Source organism: Anoxybacillus ayderensis (genome assembly GCF_000833605.1).
In the GTDB taxonomy this organism is placed as follows: Bacteria; Bacillota; Bacilli; order Bacillales; family Anoxybacillaceae; genus Anoxybacillus; species Anoxybacillus ayderensis.
Genome location: NZ_JXTG01000014.1, coordinates 1 through 15,168, shown reverse-complemented (window position 1 = coordinate 15,168; position 15,168 = coordinate 1). Strand labels below are relative to the sequence as shown.

Here is a 15,168-nt window from a genome sequence, read left to right as displayed (position 1 = left end):
TTTCCTCCGATATACTACGTCTTAAAAACTGTATCACACAATATTTTTTTATGTCAATATTATAAACGAATCCCTTGAATTTCTACATACTTTTCAAGCTTGCGTTTTACGCGTTGCAACGCGTTGTCAATCGATTTCACATGGCGATTGAGCTCTTCAGAAATTTCTTGATATGATCGACCCTCTAAATAAAGAAGAAGCACTTTCCGCTCTAAATCGCTAAGCAGTTCAGTCATTTTTTCTTCAATATGATCGAACTCTTCGCGATTAATGATTAACTCTTCAGGATTTGTTATTTTCGTTCCCGAAAGAACGTCCATTAATGTACGGGCAGAATCATCTTCGTAAATCGGCTTGTCCAATGAAACATAACAATTAAGCGGAATATGTTTTTGGCGCGTAGCCATTTTTATCGCCGTAATCATTTGCCTCGTGATGCACAGCTCAGCAAACGCCTTGAACGATGACTGCTTATCTTCTTTAAAGTCTCGGATCGCTTTATATAATCCGATCATTCCTTCTTGTACAATATCTTCGCGATCTGCACCGACTAAAAAATATGAACGTGCTTTCGCTCGGACAAAGTTTTTATACTTATGAATTAAATAGTCAAGCGCCTCACTATCACCTTGATGCACAAGTTCTACAATCGTTTCATCTTCTAGTTGTTCATAACGGCTTTGTTGTTTTTCATTTGCATTTGCGCTCACGCCGATCCCCCCGCCCTGCACATGGATAAAAGTATTATACAGTACATTTTTTTACAGGGTCAATCGTTCATTTTTCCCCTCTTCGCCATTTTTCGAAAATTTTTGCGACTTCATCCGTCAGAGGAATTTTTGATATCGGCTTTTTTTGTTGAATATGCTTGACGTTGCTTGAAATATTTCGCTGCACCGCATCCACCTCAATGAGTAGCTCTCGTGCTGATTTGCGCAACGCCCCTTGACCAAAAATCGCCCATTGTTCTGTATAATCTGATGTAGCCACGTATACTTTCGTCCGAACTTTTTGGAGCGACTTTGCCAATTTCTCGATATGTTCATCTGCGGTTTCATTTTCTTTTGTGAAAATGACTTCTACTTGATGATCGACATATTTTTTTGTTGTTCCTTGTACGAGGTGTGCGTCAAAAACAATAATCACTTTACAGCCGGTAAATGCTTGATACTCCGCCATTCTCTCGACAAGTCGATCGCGCGCCAAAGCTAAATCTACATCCCGTAGTTCTCGCAATTCCGGCCAAGCACCGATGATGTTGTAGCCATCAACGATTAAAATATCCATCTTACTCACCTAATGGATGACGTTTTCGATACACCTCATACATTAACAAGCTAGCCGCAACGGAAGCATTTAACGATGTAACATGTCCAACCATCGGCAAGCGAACGAGCACATCGCACTTATCGCGTAATAAACGGCTCATTCCTTTTCCTTCACTACCAATGACTAACGCTAACGGGATGACCCCATCTAGTTGGCGATAATCTTCATTTCCTTTTGCATCCGTTCCAAAAATCCAAACTCCCCGATCTTTCAACTCATCTACTGTTCGTGCTAAGTTCGTGACACGCGCAACAGGAACATGTTCAATTGCACCCGTTGACGCTTTTGCGACTGTTGCGGTCAAACCGACGGAACGACGCTTCGGAATAATAATGCCATGAGCACCTACTGCATCAGCCGTTCGCATAATGGATCCTAAATTGTGTGGATCTTCAAGTTCGTCTAAAATGATAAAAAATGGTGCCTCTCCACGTTCTTCGGCTTTTTTGAACAAGTCATCTACGTCGTAGTATCGATATGCCGCAACTTGCGCAATGACCCCTTGATGATTCCCTTCGCTTAACTGGTCCATCTTTTTTTTAGGAACGTATTGCACCGTAATTCCCATCTCTTTAGCAAGCTGGATAATCGGCTGCATTTGACCGCGTTGCGAACCTTCAGCAATCCATATTTTATTCATTTCTCGTCCGGATTTTAATGCTTCCAATACCGGGTTTTTACCGATAATGAGATCCATGCGTTACATCCCCCTTTCCTCATCATTGTGTTGTACATCAAACACCCATTGCATTAATTGATGAAGCCTCTCTTCATTCCCATTTAGAAAATGGTAGCCAATTAACGCTTCAAACCCTGTACTTTGACGATACGTTTGTACGTCTGTATTTTTCGGAGTGCTCACAGATTTTGCATTACGTCCACGTCGAACAACAGCAATTTCTTGCTCAGATAATTGATTGTGATTCAGCAACCATTGCAACACTTTCGCTTGTGCTTTAGCACAAACATACGTTTTCGCTAAGTTGTGTAAATCGTTTGGTTTTACTTTTCCTAAGGCAAGGAGATGATGCCGTACGAATAACTCGTATACGGCATCACCAATGTAAGCTAACGTTAAACCGTTTAACTGTTGAAAATCTTTAATTTTAGGAAACAAGTGCAACATTGTTTTATCCTCTTCTCCATCTCGTTCCTTGTGGTGTATCTTCTAAAATGATGTTTTTCGCCTTTAGTTCATCACGAATGCGGTCAGCTAAAGCGAAATCGCGATTTTTCCTTGCTTCAATTCGCTGTTGAATGAGCGCTTCAATTTCTTCATCGAGCAATTCATCTTGCTGTAAAGAAAGACCAAGGACATCAAAAAGCTGTTCAAATTGTTGTAAAAACTTTTGAATAACCGCTTCAGATGTATGCTTCTCCATCAAATATATGTTCGCTTGTTTGGCTAGTTCAAATAAAACCGCGATCCCGTTTGCTGTGTTAAAATCATCATCCATTTCGCGAATAAATTCGTTTTTTAACTCCTCAATTTTCGCTAACCACTGTTCATCATTTGTCGTTAAATTTGTACTGCTTTCTAAACGATGTTTTACATTCGCATACGCTGTCTTTAGACGTTCTAACCCACTTTTTGCACTGTCAAGCAACGGTTGGCTATAGTTAATTGGATGACGATAATGAACCGAAAGCATGAAGAAACGCAACACTTGCGGATCAACTTGCTTAATAATGTCATGCACTAAAATAAAGTTTCCAAGCGACTTTGACATTTTTTCATTATCGATATTAATGTAGCCATTATGCAACCAATATTTCGCAAAAACTTTCCCTGTTAACGCTTCCGATTGGGCAATTTCATTCTCATGGTGCGGGAACGTTAAATCTTGCCCACCGGCATGAATGTCAATCGTATCTCCTAAATATTTACGCGCCATGGCTGAACATTCAATATGCCATCCTGGTCGACCTTTCCCCCATGGACTATCCCAGTAAATTTCCCCTTCTTTTGCTGCTTTCCATAACGCAAAATCAAGAGGATCTTCTTTTTTCTCCCCAACCTCAATACGAGCGCCTGATTTTAATTCGTCAATCGATTGATGCGATAGTTTCCCGTAATCAGAGAAGCGACGTGTGCGATAATATACATCGCCGTCAACTTCGTACGCATATCCTTTTTCGATGAGCTGTTCAATAAATTCAATGATCGTATCAATGTTTTCTGTCACACGAGGATGAACATCTGCCTTTTTGCAACCAAGCGCTGTAATATCTTCGAAATACGCTTCAATAAACCGCTCTGCAATAGTCGGCACGTCTTCTCCTAGTTCTCTTGCCGCTCGAATAAGTTTATCGTCTACATCGGTGAAATTAGAAACATATTGAACTTCATACCCACGAAATTGTAAGTAGCGGCGAATAGTATCAAATACAATAGCCGGACGGGCGTTGCCAATATGAATATAGTTATATACTGTCGGGCCGCATACATACATTTTTACTTTATTTGGTTCTAATGGGATAAACGGCTCCTTTTTTCGCGTTAACGTATTATACACTTGAATGCTCATGGTTCACCGTTCCTTTCTTTAGTTCTTCTAATTGTGTTTTTAGTTGCTCAATTTCTGCTTCTAACTCTTTAAAACGATCTGCAATTGGATCCGGTAAATCACAATGATTTAAATCTTTATTGACACGCACTCCATTTTGTACAACGACACGCCCTGGAATGCCGACAACCGTTGAGTTCGGTGGTACATCTTTCAACACAACCGAACCGGCCCCAATTTTACTATTCTCCCCAATAGTAATGGAACCAAGCACTTTCGCACCGGTTGCAATCAAGCAGTTATCTTTAATCGTCGGATGACGTTTTCCTTTCTCTTTGCCTGTTCCACCGAGTGTGACACCTTGATACACCGTTACGTTATCACCAATTTCACACGTTTCCCCGATGACAACTCCCATGCCGTGATCGATGAAAAAGCGGCGACCAATTTTTGCCCCCGGGTGAATTTCAATACCGGTAAAAAAGCGGCTAATTTGTGAAATAAGGCGAGCTAAAAAGTAAAATTTTCGCTTATAAAGCGCATGAGCAATGCGATGTGCCCAAATCGCATGTAACCCAGAATACGTTAAAATAACTTCTAAATAACTTCTTGCTGCTGGATCTTGTTCGAAAATCACTTCAATGTCTTCTTTTAATGTTTTAAACATGCTGTTCCCCCCTTTGTTATCTTCTAAATAAAAAACGTCTCTGTGTACGATGACACAGAGACGCTTCATTAGCGCGGTTCCACTCTGTTTAGCCAAAAGGCTCACTCTTGCCCTTATAACGGAAGGGAATCCGCTCCATTCTACTGCAGAACGTCTCTGGTTCGAAAGGAGGCTCCGAGGTGCATTTCAAAAGAATCGAGCATAAACCACTTCCAGCCAAGGTGGTTCTCTCTGACATGCTGACTCTTTTTACTTCTCCTCATCGACGCTTTCACCGATATGACTTACACCTATTTTATTATATAGACAAAGAAATGTTAACCGATCAATTTCGCTAATCGGGACATAACCGTTTCTTTTCCGAGCAAACGAATAGCCTCTGGAAGTTCTGGACCGTGCGTTTGCCCTGTTACTGCTACACGAATCGGCATAAACAAGTTTTTCCCTTTTTGTCCCGTTTCTTTTTGTACCGCTTTAATTGCCGCTTTAATATGATCACTATCAAACGTTGCAAGCTGCTCTACTTGCTCATAAAATGCTTTTAACACAAGCAGTACTTGCTCGCCATCTAAAACAGCCTTCGCTTCTTCATCATACTCGATTTCTTGCTTAAAGAACAACTCTGATAACTGAACAATTTCGGCACCGTAACTCATTTGCTCTTGGTATAGCGCAATTAAATCACGAGCCCACTGTTTTTGTTCATCGGTCATTTGTTCTGGCAAGCGCCCCGCTCGAATTAAATGAGGAAGCGATAATTCAACTAGTCGATCTAAATCAAGCTTTTTAATATATTGGTTGTTCATCCATGTCAGTTTCTGCTTATCAAACATCGATGGAGATTTTGATAAGCGTGAAACATCAAAAATGCGAATAAGTTCTTCTTTTGAGAAAATCTCCTCTTCTCCTTCAGGAGACCAGCCCAACAGCGCAAAAAAGTTAAACATCGCTTCTGGTAAATATCCAAGCTCTTTATATTGGGAAACGAATTGAATAATTGACTCATCGCGCTTTGATAATTTTTTGCGATTTTCATTCACAATAAGCGTTAAATGTGCGTATTTTGGTGGCTCCCAACCGAAATATTCATATACCATTAACTGTTTCGGCGTGTTCGATAAATGCTCTTCGCCGCGAAATACATGTGTGATTTTCATTAAATGATCATCAATCACGACAGCGAAGTTATACGTTGGGATACCGTTCGCTTTTACGATGACCCAATCACCGATATCTTTCGATTCAAAAGATACTCGACCGCGCACCATATCTTCAAATTCATATACTTTTCCTTCTGGTACTTTTAAACGAATCGTATAAGGCTTGCCTTCCGCTTCTAGCTGTTGAACTTGCTCTGGAGTTAAATGACGACATTTTCCGCTGTATTGTGGCGCTGCAATACCTGCCGCTTTTTGCGCCTCACGCTCTTGTTCTAACTCCTCAGGTGTACAAAAACATTTGTATGCATGTCCTTTTTCTAACAACTCGTTTGTATATTGGCGATATATGTGCAGACGCTCTGTTTGGCGATAAGGACCATATCCACCATCTTTATCTACAGATTCATCATATTCAATCCCGAGCCATTTCAAATTTTCAAGTTGTGATTGTTCGCCGCCTTCTACATTTCGCTCAATATCTGTATCTTCAATGCGGACAATAAATTTTCCGTGATGATGTCGCGCAAATAAATAGTTAAATAATGCTGTGCGCGCACCACCGATATGTAAATGCCCCGTCGGACTTGGCGCATAACGCACCCTAACTTCCTGTGACATGCCATAACCTCCATCTACCTAATTTCTGTACCTCATTGTACCGTAAACGGCATACAAAATCCATCATTCATTATTTTTTTGTAACAAAACGACGGCTTGTGCTGCAATTCCTTCTTCTCTCCCTGTAAAACCAAGCTTTTCTGTCGTCGTTGCTTTTACGTTTACTTGTGAAACGTCTCCTTCTAACAACTCGGCAATTCGTTTTTGCATATTTGCAATATATGGCGCCATTTTTGGCTTTTGCGCAATAATTGTACAGTCAACATTCACAAGCGCATATCCATGTTGGCGTACAAGGCTCCATACACGTTGTAATAAGAGTGCAGAGTCCGCATCTTTGTAAGCGTCATCTGTATCAGGGAAGTGTTTTCCAATATCTCCTTGACCGATCGCTCCTAAACATGCATCAGCAATCGCATGAAGCAATACGTCCGCATCGGAATGTCCAAGCAACCCTTTTTCATACGGAATGTGTATTCCACCAATAATAAGTGGACGCCCTTCAGCAAACTGATGGACATCAAACCCTTGTCCAATTCGATACATCATCGATCCCCTCTCGCACGTAAAATGGCTTCCGCAAATAATAAATCTTCTTGTGTTGTAAGTTTAATGTTCGTATATTCTCCTTCTACAACAACGACGCGATGACCGATCCGCTCAACGAGACTCGCATCATCTGTTCCGATAAACTGTTCTTTTTTCGCTCGTTCATGAGCATCAATAATTAATGGCATGGAAAAAGCTTGTGGCGTTTGTACAGCCCACAAGCTCGATCGATCGACCGTTTTTTCAACTTGGCCATCGATCACCTGTTTCATCGTATCTTTGACAGGAACAGCTAACACTGCTGCTCCCGTTTCTTTTGTTACTCGAACGAGTTCGTGAATTTTTTTCATCGTTACAAATGGGCGAGCACCATCGTGAATGAGTACAATATGATTACCATTCACCGCTTTTAACCCATTATAGACGCTCTGCTGTCTTTCTTCCCCTCCTGAAACGAGGGATTTCACTTTTTTTATTTCAAAACGATGAAGCATATGAACAAACTGCTCACGTTCTTGATCATTAATGACTAACACAATGCCTTGACAAAAATCATCTCGTTCAAATACACGTAACGTATGGATAATAACGGGTATTCCTTCAAGCTCGATAAATTGTTTATTCATTCCTGCATTCATTCGTTTTCCTTGACCAGCTGCCGGTATAACGACATGATAATTCATTTTCCTAACTCCTAACAGCTTATAATGCTTTTTCAAGTAGCTTTAGTTTAGCAAAAATCATTCTTCCAGCTGATGTTTGCAACACGCTCGTCACAAGCACATCAACTCGTTTTCCGATGTAGTCCTTCCCATCTTCTACAACGATCATCGTTCCATCATCTAAATAAGCAACACCTTGATTTTGTTCTTTCCCATCTTTAATGACATGAACATTTAATTCTTCTCCCGGAAGAACAATCGGTTTTACCGCGTTCGCTAAATCGTTAATATTTAGCACAGGAACATTTTGTAATTCACACACTTTATTTAAGTTGAAGTCATTTGTCACAACAACTCCTGATGTCAATTGCGCCAATTTTACAAGCTTGCTGTCGACTTCTTGAATTCCTTCAAAATCGCCTTCGTATATTTCAACGTTAATAGCTAACTCTTTTTGAATACGGTTTAAAATATCTAACCCTCTTCGTCCGCGATTTCTTTTTAACGCATCGGAAGAATCAGCAATATGTTGCAATTCTTCTAGAACAAAGCGCGGAATGACAATCGTCCCTTCCAAAAAGCCCGTTTGACAAATATCCGCAATACGACCGTCAATAATGACACTCGTATCTAAGATTTTCAGCGATTTACCTTTTTTCTCTTCTTCTTCGCTACCTTTTTTCTTTCCTGTCCGATTTGGCAAAGAAAATAAGTTCATTAACTCATCGCGCTTTTTAAATCCGACTTGAAATCCTAAATACCCTAACAATAGCGTAAGGAAAATGGGCAAGATCGTATTAACAAGCGGAATTTGAATAGAGTTTAATGGAATAACGACTAAAAAGGCTACAATCAATCCGAAAATTAAACCGAGACTTCCAAATAACAAATCGGTTACAGGTGCTTTGACTAACGCTTCTTCCATCCAATGAATAAGTCCAACCACATGATCGACTAACCAAAACGTGAGAAGGAATACGATGATCGCACCAACTGGGGCCGCTACATATGGGCTATCGACATAAGGAAAATCGTCTAAGTGCAACAGCTTCAACAAAGTAGGAAAGAAAATGATTCCTAACATGCCCCCAGTAATTAAAAAAGATGCTTGCACAATTCGTTTTAACACGTTTTTTCACCTCCTCTATTACATTATAAACAGTTTCCAATGTTTGAAACCAATCTGAACATGATTTTTAATGATTTTTTAATGGTTTTGTTAAAATATTGGGCGATTTTTCCCTTCTCCTAATGCATAATATAGCGCTTCTTCTACATTGACCACCCCAATAACTTCAACATCTTTTGGAATGTTCCAGCCACCGATGTTGCTTTTCGGAATAATGATGCGTTGAAAACCGAGCTTCGCAGCTTCTTGTACACGCTGTTCAATGCGAGAGACGCGACGTACTTCACCTGTCAATCCGACTTCCCCAATCACGACATCCGTATGATTTGTTGGTTGATCACGAAAACTCGAAGCGATACTTACTGCAATGGCTAAGTCAATCGCAGGTTCATCTAACTTTATGCCACCAGCTACTTTTAAATAAGCATCTTGGTTTTGGAGAAGCAAGCCAACCCTTTTTTCAAGCACAGCCATTAGTAAAGAAACGCGATTATGATCTATTCCTGTTGCCATTCGACGCGGCGTTCCAAAGCTAGTCGGTGATACTAATGCTTGAATTTCCACTAACACCGGTCTCGTTCCTTCCATAGAAGCAACGACCGTTGATCCAGCAGCTCCTTTAGAGCGCTCTTCTAAAAAAATTTCTGATGGGTTTTTTACTTCAGCTAGCCCTGCTTCTTTCATTTCGAAAATACCGATTTCATTTGTAGAACCAAATCGATTTTTCACCGCCCGTAAAATGCGATACGTATGATGACGCTCTCCTTCAAAATATAATACGGTGTCAACCATATGTTCTAAAATGCGTGGTCCGGCAAGCGCCCCTTCCTTCGTAACATGCCCAACAATAAAAATCGCAATACCTTTCGTTTTAGCTACTCGCATCAACTCTGCTGTACATTCACGAACTTGTGAAACACTCCCTGGTGCAGATGTAATTTCTGAGCGATATATCGTTTGAATCGAGTCGATGACAACGAACGATGGTTTCATTTCATCAACAGTTTGGATAATATGCTCTAAATTTGTTTCAGACAAAACATATAAATGTTCAGCAGTTACATGTAACCGCTCGGCGCGCAACTTCGTTTGTTTTACTGATTCTTCCCCGGAAATATATAATACAGGATGAGCATCGTTTGCGAGTTGAGCACAAATTTGCAACAATAATGTTGATTTCCCAATACCAGGATCCCCACCAATCAAAACAAGGGAACCACGAACAATTCCACCCCCGAGCACGCGATTAAACTCTGTAAACTTCGTATCGATTCTCGGTTCTTGTGTTGTTTCTACCGTCGTAATCGATACAGGCTTGGCTGCTACCCCTTCTGTATGCACAAATAGCGCACGGTTATGTGGTTTTACTATTTCCGTTTCTTCGACCATTGCGTTCCATGAATGACAGCCTGGACATTTTCCCATCCACTTCGCTGTTTCATATCCACAATGTTGACAAACGAATTTCGTTTTCCGCTTAACCATTACTCCATTCCTTTCATTATGAAAAACAAGGTATGCGTGTAAGCATACCTTGTTTTCGTTATTTTACTGTCTCTGTTGTTAACACAACAAACTGACCATCTTTTACGTCCATAACAACTTTTTGTCCACTTCCAATCGTTCCTTTTAACAGTTCTTCAGATAAACGATCTTCAATATGTTTTTGAATTGCTCGACGCAACGGACGCGCTCCGTACTCTAAATCGTAACCTTCTTCTGCTAATTTTTCAATTGCGGCATCCGTTAATTCTAAATCGATTTGTTGTTCTTGTAGGCGTTTTTTCAATTGCTCAACCATTAATGAAACAATTTCGTTCAAATGTTTCTTTTCAAGTGAATGGAAAACAATAATTTCATCAATTCGGTTTAAAAACTCCGGACGGAACGCCTTTTTCAACTCGTCCATCACTTTCCCTTTCATATCTTTATATTGTTGGCTTTCGTCTTGCACATTAAAGCCGACATATTTATTTCTTTTTAAAGCGTCAGCACCAACGTTTGATGTCATAATAATAATCGTATTGCGGAAATCAACTGTGCGTCCTTTCGAATCTGTTAAACGTCCATCTTCTAGTACTTGTAATAAAATGTTAAATACATCTGGATGCGCTTTTTCAATCTCATCTAACAAGATGACAGAATACGGTTTGCGACGAACTTTTTCCGTTAATTGTCCACCTTCTTCATAGCCGACGTACCCTGGAGGTGAACCGACAAGACGTGATGTCGAATGTTTCTCCATATATTCAGACATATCGATACGAATCATCGCATCTTCATCACCAAACATCGCTTCAGCAAGCGCTCGTGCTAACTCTGTTTTTCCTACACCCGTTGGTCCAAGGAAAATAAACGAGCCAATCGGACGCTTTGGATCTTTTAATCCTGCCCGAGCACGACGCACCGCTTTTGCAACGGCCTTCACCGCCTCTTCTTGCCCAATGACACGAGAATGTAAAATCTCCTCTAACTTTAATAATCGTTCTGTTTCTGTTTGAGCTAATTTAGATACCGGAATTCCGGTCCAACTTGACACAACAGCTGCAATATCTTCTACAGTCACTTCAGAGTTTTCTTGACCTTGTTTCTCTTTCCATGCTCGCTTTGTTTCTTCAAGTTGTTCGCGCAATTTTTGTTCCGCATCGCGTAATGATGCTGCTTTTTCAAACTCTTGGCTTTGTACAGCTGCATCTTTTTCTTTGCGGATTTCCTCAAGTTTTTGTTCGAGCTCTTTTAAGTTTGGTGGGGTCGTAAACGAACGTAAACGTACTTTCGAGCAAGCTTCGTCAATTAAATCAATTGCTTTATCTGGTAAAAATCGATCCGAAATATAGCGGTCTGAAAGCTTCACTGCCTGCTCAATCGCCTCATCTGAAATAGAAACGCGATGGTGAGCTTCGTAACGATCTCGCAAACCTTTTAAAATTTGAATAGATTCCTCAACCGTTGGTTCCCCAACATGAATTGGTTGGAAGCGTCTTTCTAACGCTGCATCTTTTTCAATATATTTTCGGTATTCATCTAATGTTGTCGCCCCAATGCATTGTAATTCTCCGCGAGCAAGAGAAGGTTTTAAAATATTTGACGCATCAATAGCCCCTTCAGCACCGCCAGCTCCAATGAGCGTATGCAATTCGTCAATAAACAAAATGATGTTGCCAGCCTGGCGAATTTCATCCATCACTTTTTTCAATCGATCCTCAAATTCCCCGCGATATTTTGTTCCTGCAACGACTGTTCCCATATCAAGCGTCATGACACGCTTATCGCGAAGTGTCTCTGGCACTTCGTTATTGACAATTTGTTGAGCTAGTCCCTCGGCAATGGCCGTTTTCCCTACACCTGGCTCTCCGATTAAAACAGGATTATTTTTCGTCCGGCGACTTAACACTTCAATGACACGTTGAATTTCTTTACTTCTTCCAATCACAGGGTCTAAACCGCCTTCACGTGCAATAGCTGTTAAATCACGTGCTAAACTGTCTAATGTCGGCGTGTTCGCATGCGTTGTTCCCCCATGATGTCCTGAGGCCGATTCGTTGCTTCCTAATAATTGAAGCACTTGCTGACGAGCTTTATTTAGGCTTACCCCTAAATTATTTAAAACACGTGCAGCAACACCTTCTCCTTCACGAATAAGTCCAAGTAAAATATGCTCTGTTCCAACGTACGAATGTCCAAGCTTTCTAGCTTCATCCATTGACAATTCAATCACTTTTTTTGCGCGAGGCGTATAGTGAATCGTTTGTCCTACTTCGTTTCCACGTCCAATGAGTGATTCTACTTCTTTTTGAATTTTATCTGGTCCTAATCCAAGCGCCATAAGCGCTTTTGCTGCAATTCCTTCCCCTTCGCGAATTAAGCCAAGCAAAATGTGCTCTGTTCCAATATTGTTATGTCCCAAACGAACCGCTTCTTCTTGTGCTAGTGCTAACACTTTTTGTGCTCGCTCTGTAAAACGTCCGAACATCATTCTCATCAACCTCCTTTAATTTACTTCCATTGGTATAATCGTTCGCGAATGAGTGATGCACGGCGAACATCTCGCTCTTGCGGACGCAACGCACCACCTGCATATTTTTGTAAAAAACCGGGCTGTGTCAAAATCATTAGCTCTGTTAAAATCGTTTTTGGCACGTTCGTAATATACCCTAAATCAATACCTAATCGTACATCGGATAAACATTGTGCCGCTTCTTTTGAACCGATGATTCGACTGTTCGTTAAAACACCGTAAGAACGATATACCCTATCTTCTAATTGTATGTTAGAAGTTTTGACTAATGCCTCACGAGCCATTCGCTCTTGTTCAATTAATTGACGAACAACTCCCGTTAAATCTTCGACAATATCTTCTTCACTTTTTCCTAATGTAATTTGATTTGATATTTGAAAAATATTCCCTAATGCTTCACTGCCTTCTCCATACGTGCCACGAACAACTAAACCAAGCTGATTAATAGCTGGAATTACTTGATTTATTTGTTGTGTTAATACAAGTCCTGGTAAGTGCATCATAACGGATGCACGTAATCCTGTCCCGACGTTTGTTGGGCAACTAGTTAAATATCCGTATTTTTCATCAAAAGCATAGTCGACATGTTGTTCAATCCAGTCGTCTAAAGCGTTAGCCATTTTTAACGCTTCTTTTAATTGAAAGCCTGCAAACAAACATTGGATGCGAATATGATCTTCCTCATTGATCATAATGCTCGCTTCTTCTTGTTCCGATAATAAACATGCACCAAATGTACAATCTTCAGCTAAATGAGGACTAATCAAATGTTTTTCGACTAACACACGCTTTTCAATCGATTGTAATTCATTCATTTTTAATAAGAAAAAGGGACCGATATGACCGAGACGTCTTTGTGAAAATAACTGTTCAAACAATTGAACGATTTGCATCGCTTCTTCATTTGTAAATACGGTCGGGAACGAGTATTGTTTCATGTTTCTCGCTAGACGAATGCGACTACTTAACACAATGTCGGAATCTGGACCTTCTTCGTTCATCCATGGGCTTAGAGCGCGTTGAAAAAATACATATTCATTCATATATCAAGCGCCCCCTTCTGCGTTTAGTTTTGTCTCAAGCTCCCGAATTTGATCACGCACTTCAGCGGCTTTTTCGAACTGTTCTTTAGCAATAAGCTCCTGTAACATTTGTTTTAACTGTCCAATTTGTTTACGAACATATAATGTGCCACCGACCCGCTTCGGAATTTTCCCTTCATGGGCTACATGCCCGCCATGCAGTCTTCGGAAAATAGGGGGCAAATAGGTACGAAACGTCTCATAGCAACTCGCACAACCAAAGCGACCAACTTTTACAAATTGGGCATATGTCATTTTGCAATGCTCGCATTGTAATATATGCTCATTATGAAAAGAGGGCGCTTTTGGTTCTTTTAGTGATGCATCCATATTTAATAATCCTGCAATTAAATTGTTAATGGAAAAAGCGCCTTGATGAGGGAACATAAACATTTCACCTTTTTCATGCGCACATTGTTCACAAAGATGAATTTCTGTTTTTTCCCCATTCACAATTTTAGTAAAATGAAGCGTCGCTGGCCGTTGATTGCATTCTTGACATATCAAAGTATTCACCCTCTTTACATATACTTTAGCGATGTCAGCATTGCTTTTAATATGCGTGCACGCAGTTCATCACGATCAGGAAGGTCAATAGACAAAACTGCGCGATCAATAATGCTTAACATCATATTCGCTTCCCGCTGTGAAATTACCTTTTCATCTAACAATCGTTGAATAATATGTTCTCCATTCGTTTGACTAATTCGATCCCGAACGATGGACAATAAATGGTCAATGAGCTGAGAAGCATTTTGGGCTTTTACTTTCATAATACGAATATAACCGCCACCGCCCCGTTTACTTTCAACAATATATCCTCTCTCTAACGTAAAACGCGTATTAATGACATAGTTAATTTGCGAAGGAACACACTGAAATTTATCCGCAATTTCACTTCGTTTAATCTCGACGATATCTTTTCCGCTCATATTTAACACTTGCTTTAAATATTGCTCAATGACATCAGAGATATTCCTCACATAATCCCTCCTCTGTCAGTTGACTTTGACTATATTTGACTTTAATTTTAATATATACGGAATTCTGCAAAAATGCAAGAATCCCTTCTTTTCTTCTCATATATTTTACCCATTGCATTCACTCAATAAAACAAAAAGACCAAGACAATTTTCGTCTTGGTCTTCTCTTTGCCCGGCAACGTCCTACTCTCGCAGGCGGTGTCCCGCCAACTACCATCGGCGCTGGAGAGCTTAACTTCCGTGTTCGGGATGGGAACGGGTGTGACCTCTCCGCCATCGTCACCGAGCAATATGATGAAGGATTATTCCTTCAAAACTAGATAACAGGGGTTGCGTAGTCGCCTACGCTTTTCTTGTGTCTAGCTTCGAACTAACATCCTCCTACGCCTTCGCTTTTTCCGTTCGACGTGCACGCACGTCTTCGTCAAAAGCTTTTGGCTCCGTCGGATGTTTTCTTGACTACG

General features: G+C 40.5%; 15 protein-coding genes, 1 rRNA gene and 1 other annotated feature. All 16 genes read right to left on the bottom strand.

From position 1 onward, the window contains the following. Positions 1-59: 59 nt before the first annotated feature. Entirely contained in the window at positions 60-710 is a 651-nt protein-coding gene (sigH, locus tag JV16_RS11070; protein WP_009361481.1) for an RNA polymerase sporulation sigma factor SigH, read from the bottom strand. 67 nt (positions 711-777) lie between these two features. Then, the gene (locus JV16_RS11065; protein WP_021095344.1) at positions 778-1,287 is read right to left on the bottom strand and encodes an NYN domain-containing protein; all 510 of its coding nucleotides are present in this window, start codon (positions 1,285-1,287) and stop codon (positions 778-780) included. 1 nt (position 1,288) lies between these two features. Next, positions 1,289-2,026 carry a 23S rRNA (guanosine(2251)-2'-O)-methyltransferase RlmB gene (rlmB, locus tag JV16_RS11060; protein WP_042535877.1) on the bottom strand — a complete coding sequence of 246 codons (738 nt, stop codon included), beginning with the start codon at positions 2,024-2,026 and terminating at the stop codon, positions 1,289-1,291. A gap of 3 nt (positions 2,027-2,029) precedes the next feature. After that, positions 2,030-2,455, bottom strand: coding sequence for a Mini-ribonuclease 3 (locus JV16_RS11055; RefSeq protein WP_042535875.1), 426 nt, complete (start codon positions 2,453-2,455; stop codon positions 2,030-2,032). A gap of 4 nt (positions 2,456-2,459) precedes the next feature. After that, positions 2,460-3,857, bottom strand: coding sequence for a cysteine--tRNA ligase (gene cysS / locus JV16_RS11050; protein WP_042535873.1), 1,398 nt, complete (start codon positions 3,855-3,857; stop codon positions 2,460-2,462). Then, positions 3,838-4,503, bottom strand: coding sequence for a serine O-acetyltransferase (gene cysE, locus JV16_RS11045; RefSeq protein WP_009361476.1), 666 nt, complete (start codon positions 4,501-4,503; stop codon positions 3,838-3,840). The genes cysS and cysE overlap by 20 nt, the downstream gene beginning before the upstream one ends. A gap of 53 nt (positions 4,504-4,556) precedes the next feature. Then, positions 4,557-4,778, bottom strand: a binding site (T-box leader). 42 nt (positions 4,779-4,820) lie between these two features. Then, positions 4,821-6,281: a glutamate--tRNA ligase gene (gene gltX / locus JV16_RS11040; protein WP_042535871.1), complete on the bottom strand. Its 1,461-nt coding sequence runs from the start codon at positions 6,279-6,281 to the stop codon at positions 4,821-4,823. Between the two features lie 63 nt (positions 6,282-6,344). Beyond that, positions 6,345-6,827: a 2-C-methyl-D-erythritol 2,4-cyclodiphosphate synthase gene (gene ispF / locus JV16_RS11035; protein WP_035066585.1), complete on the bottom strand. Its 483-nt coding sequence runs from the start codon at positions 6,825-6,827 to the stop codon at positions 6,345-6,347. Further along, entirely contained in the window at positions 6,827-7,513 is a 687-nt protein-coding gene (ispD, locus tag JV16_RS11030; protein ID WP_021095350.1) for a 2-C-methyl-D-erythritol 4-phosphate cytidylyltransferase, read from the bottom strand. The genes ispF and ispD overlap by 1 nt, the downstream gene beginning before the upstream one ends. A gap of 19 nt (positions 7,514-7,532) precedes the next feature. Continuing rightward, positions 7,533-8,621: a PIN/TRAM domain-containing protein gene (locus tag JV16_RS11025; protein WP_021095351.1), complete on the bottom strand. Its 1,089-nt coding sequence runs from the start codon at positions 8,619-8,621 to the stop codon at positions 7,533-7,535. 90 nt (positions 8,622-8,711) lie between these two features. Then, positions 8,712-10,106: a DNA repair protein RadA gene (gene radA, locus JV16_RS11020; RefSeq protein WP_021095352.1), complete on the bottom strand. Its 1,395-nt coding sequence runs from the start codon at positions 10,104-10,106 to the stop codon at positions 8,712-8,714. Between the two features lie 58 nt (positions 10,107-10,164). After that, the gene (clpC, locus tag JV16_RS11015; RefSeq protein WP_021095353.1) at positions 10,165-12,597 is read right to left on the bottom strand and encodes an ATP-dependent protease ATP-binding subunit ClpC; all 2,433 of its coding nucleotides are present in this window, start codon (positions 12,595-12,597) and stop codon (positions 10,165-10,167) included. 20 nt (positions 12,598-12,617) lie between these two features. Then, positions 12,618-13,682 carry a protein-arginine kinase McsB gene (locus JV16_RS11010; RefSeq protein ID WP_009361434.1) on the bottom strand — a complete coding sequence of 355 codons (1,065 nt, stop codon included), beginning with the start codon at positions 13,680-13,682 and terminating at the stop codon, positions 12,618-12,620. A gap of 3 nt (positions 13,683-13,685) precedes the next feature. After that, positions 13,686-14,228, bottom strand: a complete 543-nt coding sequence (locus tag JV16_RS11005; RefSeq protein WP_021095354.1) for a protein-arginine kinase activator protein McsA — start codon at positions 14,226-14,228, stop codon at positions 13,686-13,688. A gap of 14 nt (positions 14,229-14,242) precedes the next feature. Beyond that, positions 14,243-14,704, bottom strand: coding sequence for a CtsR family transcriptional regulator (locus tag JV16_RS11000; RefSeq protein WP_021095355.1), 462 nt, complete (start codon positions 14,702-14,704; stop codon positions 14,243-14,245). A 170-nt stretch (positions 14,705-14,874) separates the two neighbouring features. Next, a 5S ribosomal RNA gene (rrf, locus tag JV16_RS10995) occupies positions 14,875-14,991 on the bottom strand. Positions 14,992-15,168 lie beyond the last annotated feature (177 nt).

What these genes read in the sequence shown, in the direction of transcription:
- JV16_RS11065 (WP_021095344.1), bottom strand. Translation starts at nt 1,287, where the DNA reads ATGGATATTTTAATCGTTGATGGCTACAACATCATCGGTGCTTGGCCG.
- rlmB (WP_042535877.1), bottom strand. Translation starts at nt 2,026, where the DNA reads ATGGATCTCATTATCGGTAAAAACCCGGTATTGGAAGCATTAAAATCC.
- JV16_RS11055 (WP_042535875.1), bottom strand. Translation starts at nt 2,455, where the DNA reads ATGTTGCACTTGTTTCCTAAAATTAAAGATTTTCAACAGTTAAACGGT.
- cysS (WP_042535873.1), bottom strand. Translation starts at nt 3,857, where the DNA reads ATGAGCATTCAAGTGTATAATACGTTAACGCGAAAAAAGGAGCCGTTT.
- cysE (WP_009361476.1), bottom strand. Translation starts at nt 4,503, where the DNA reads ATGTTTAAAACATTAAAAGAAGACATTGAAGTGATTTTCGAACAAGAT.
- gltX (WP_042535871.1), bottom strand. Translation starts at nt 6,281, where the DNA reads ATGTCACAGGAAGTTAGGGTGCGTTATGCGCCAAGTCCGACGGGGCAT.
- ispF (WP_035066585.1), bottom strand. Translation starts at nt 6,827, where the DNA reads ATGTATCGAATTGGACAAGGGTTTGATGTCCATCAGTTTGCTGAAGGG.
- ispD (WP_021095350.1), bottom strand. Translation starts at nt 7,513, where the DNA reads ATGAATTATCATGTCGTTATACCGGCAGCTGGTCAAGGAAAACGAATG.
- radA (WP_021095352.1), bottom strand. Translation starts at nt 10,106, where the DNA reads ATGGTTAAGCGGAAAACGAAATTCGTTTGTCAACATTGTGGATATGAA.
- clpC (WP_021095353.1), bottom strand. Translation starts at nt 12,597, where the DNA reads ATGATGTTCGGACGTTTTACAGAGCGAGCACAAAAAGTGTTAGCACTA.
- JV16_RS11010 (WP_009361434.1), bottom strand. Translation starts at nt 13,682, where the DNA reads ATGAATGAATATGTATTTTTTCAACGCGCTCTAAGCCCATGGATGAAC.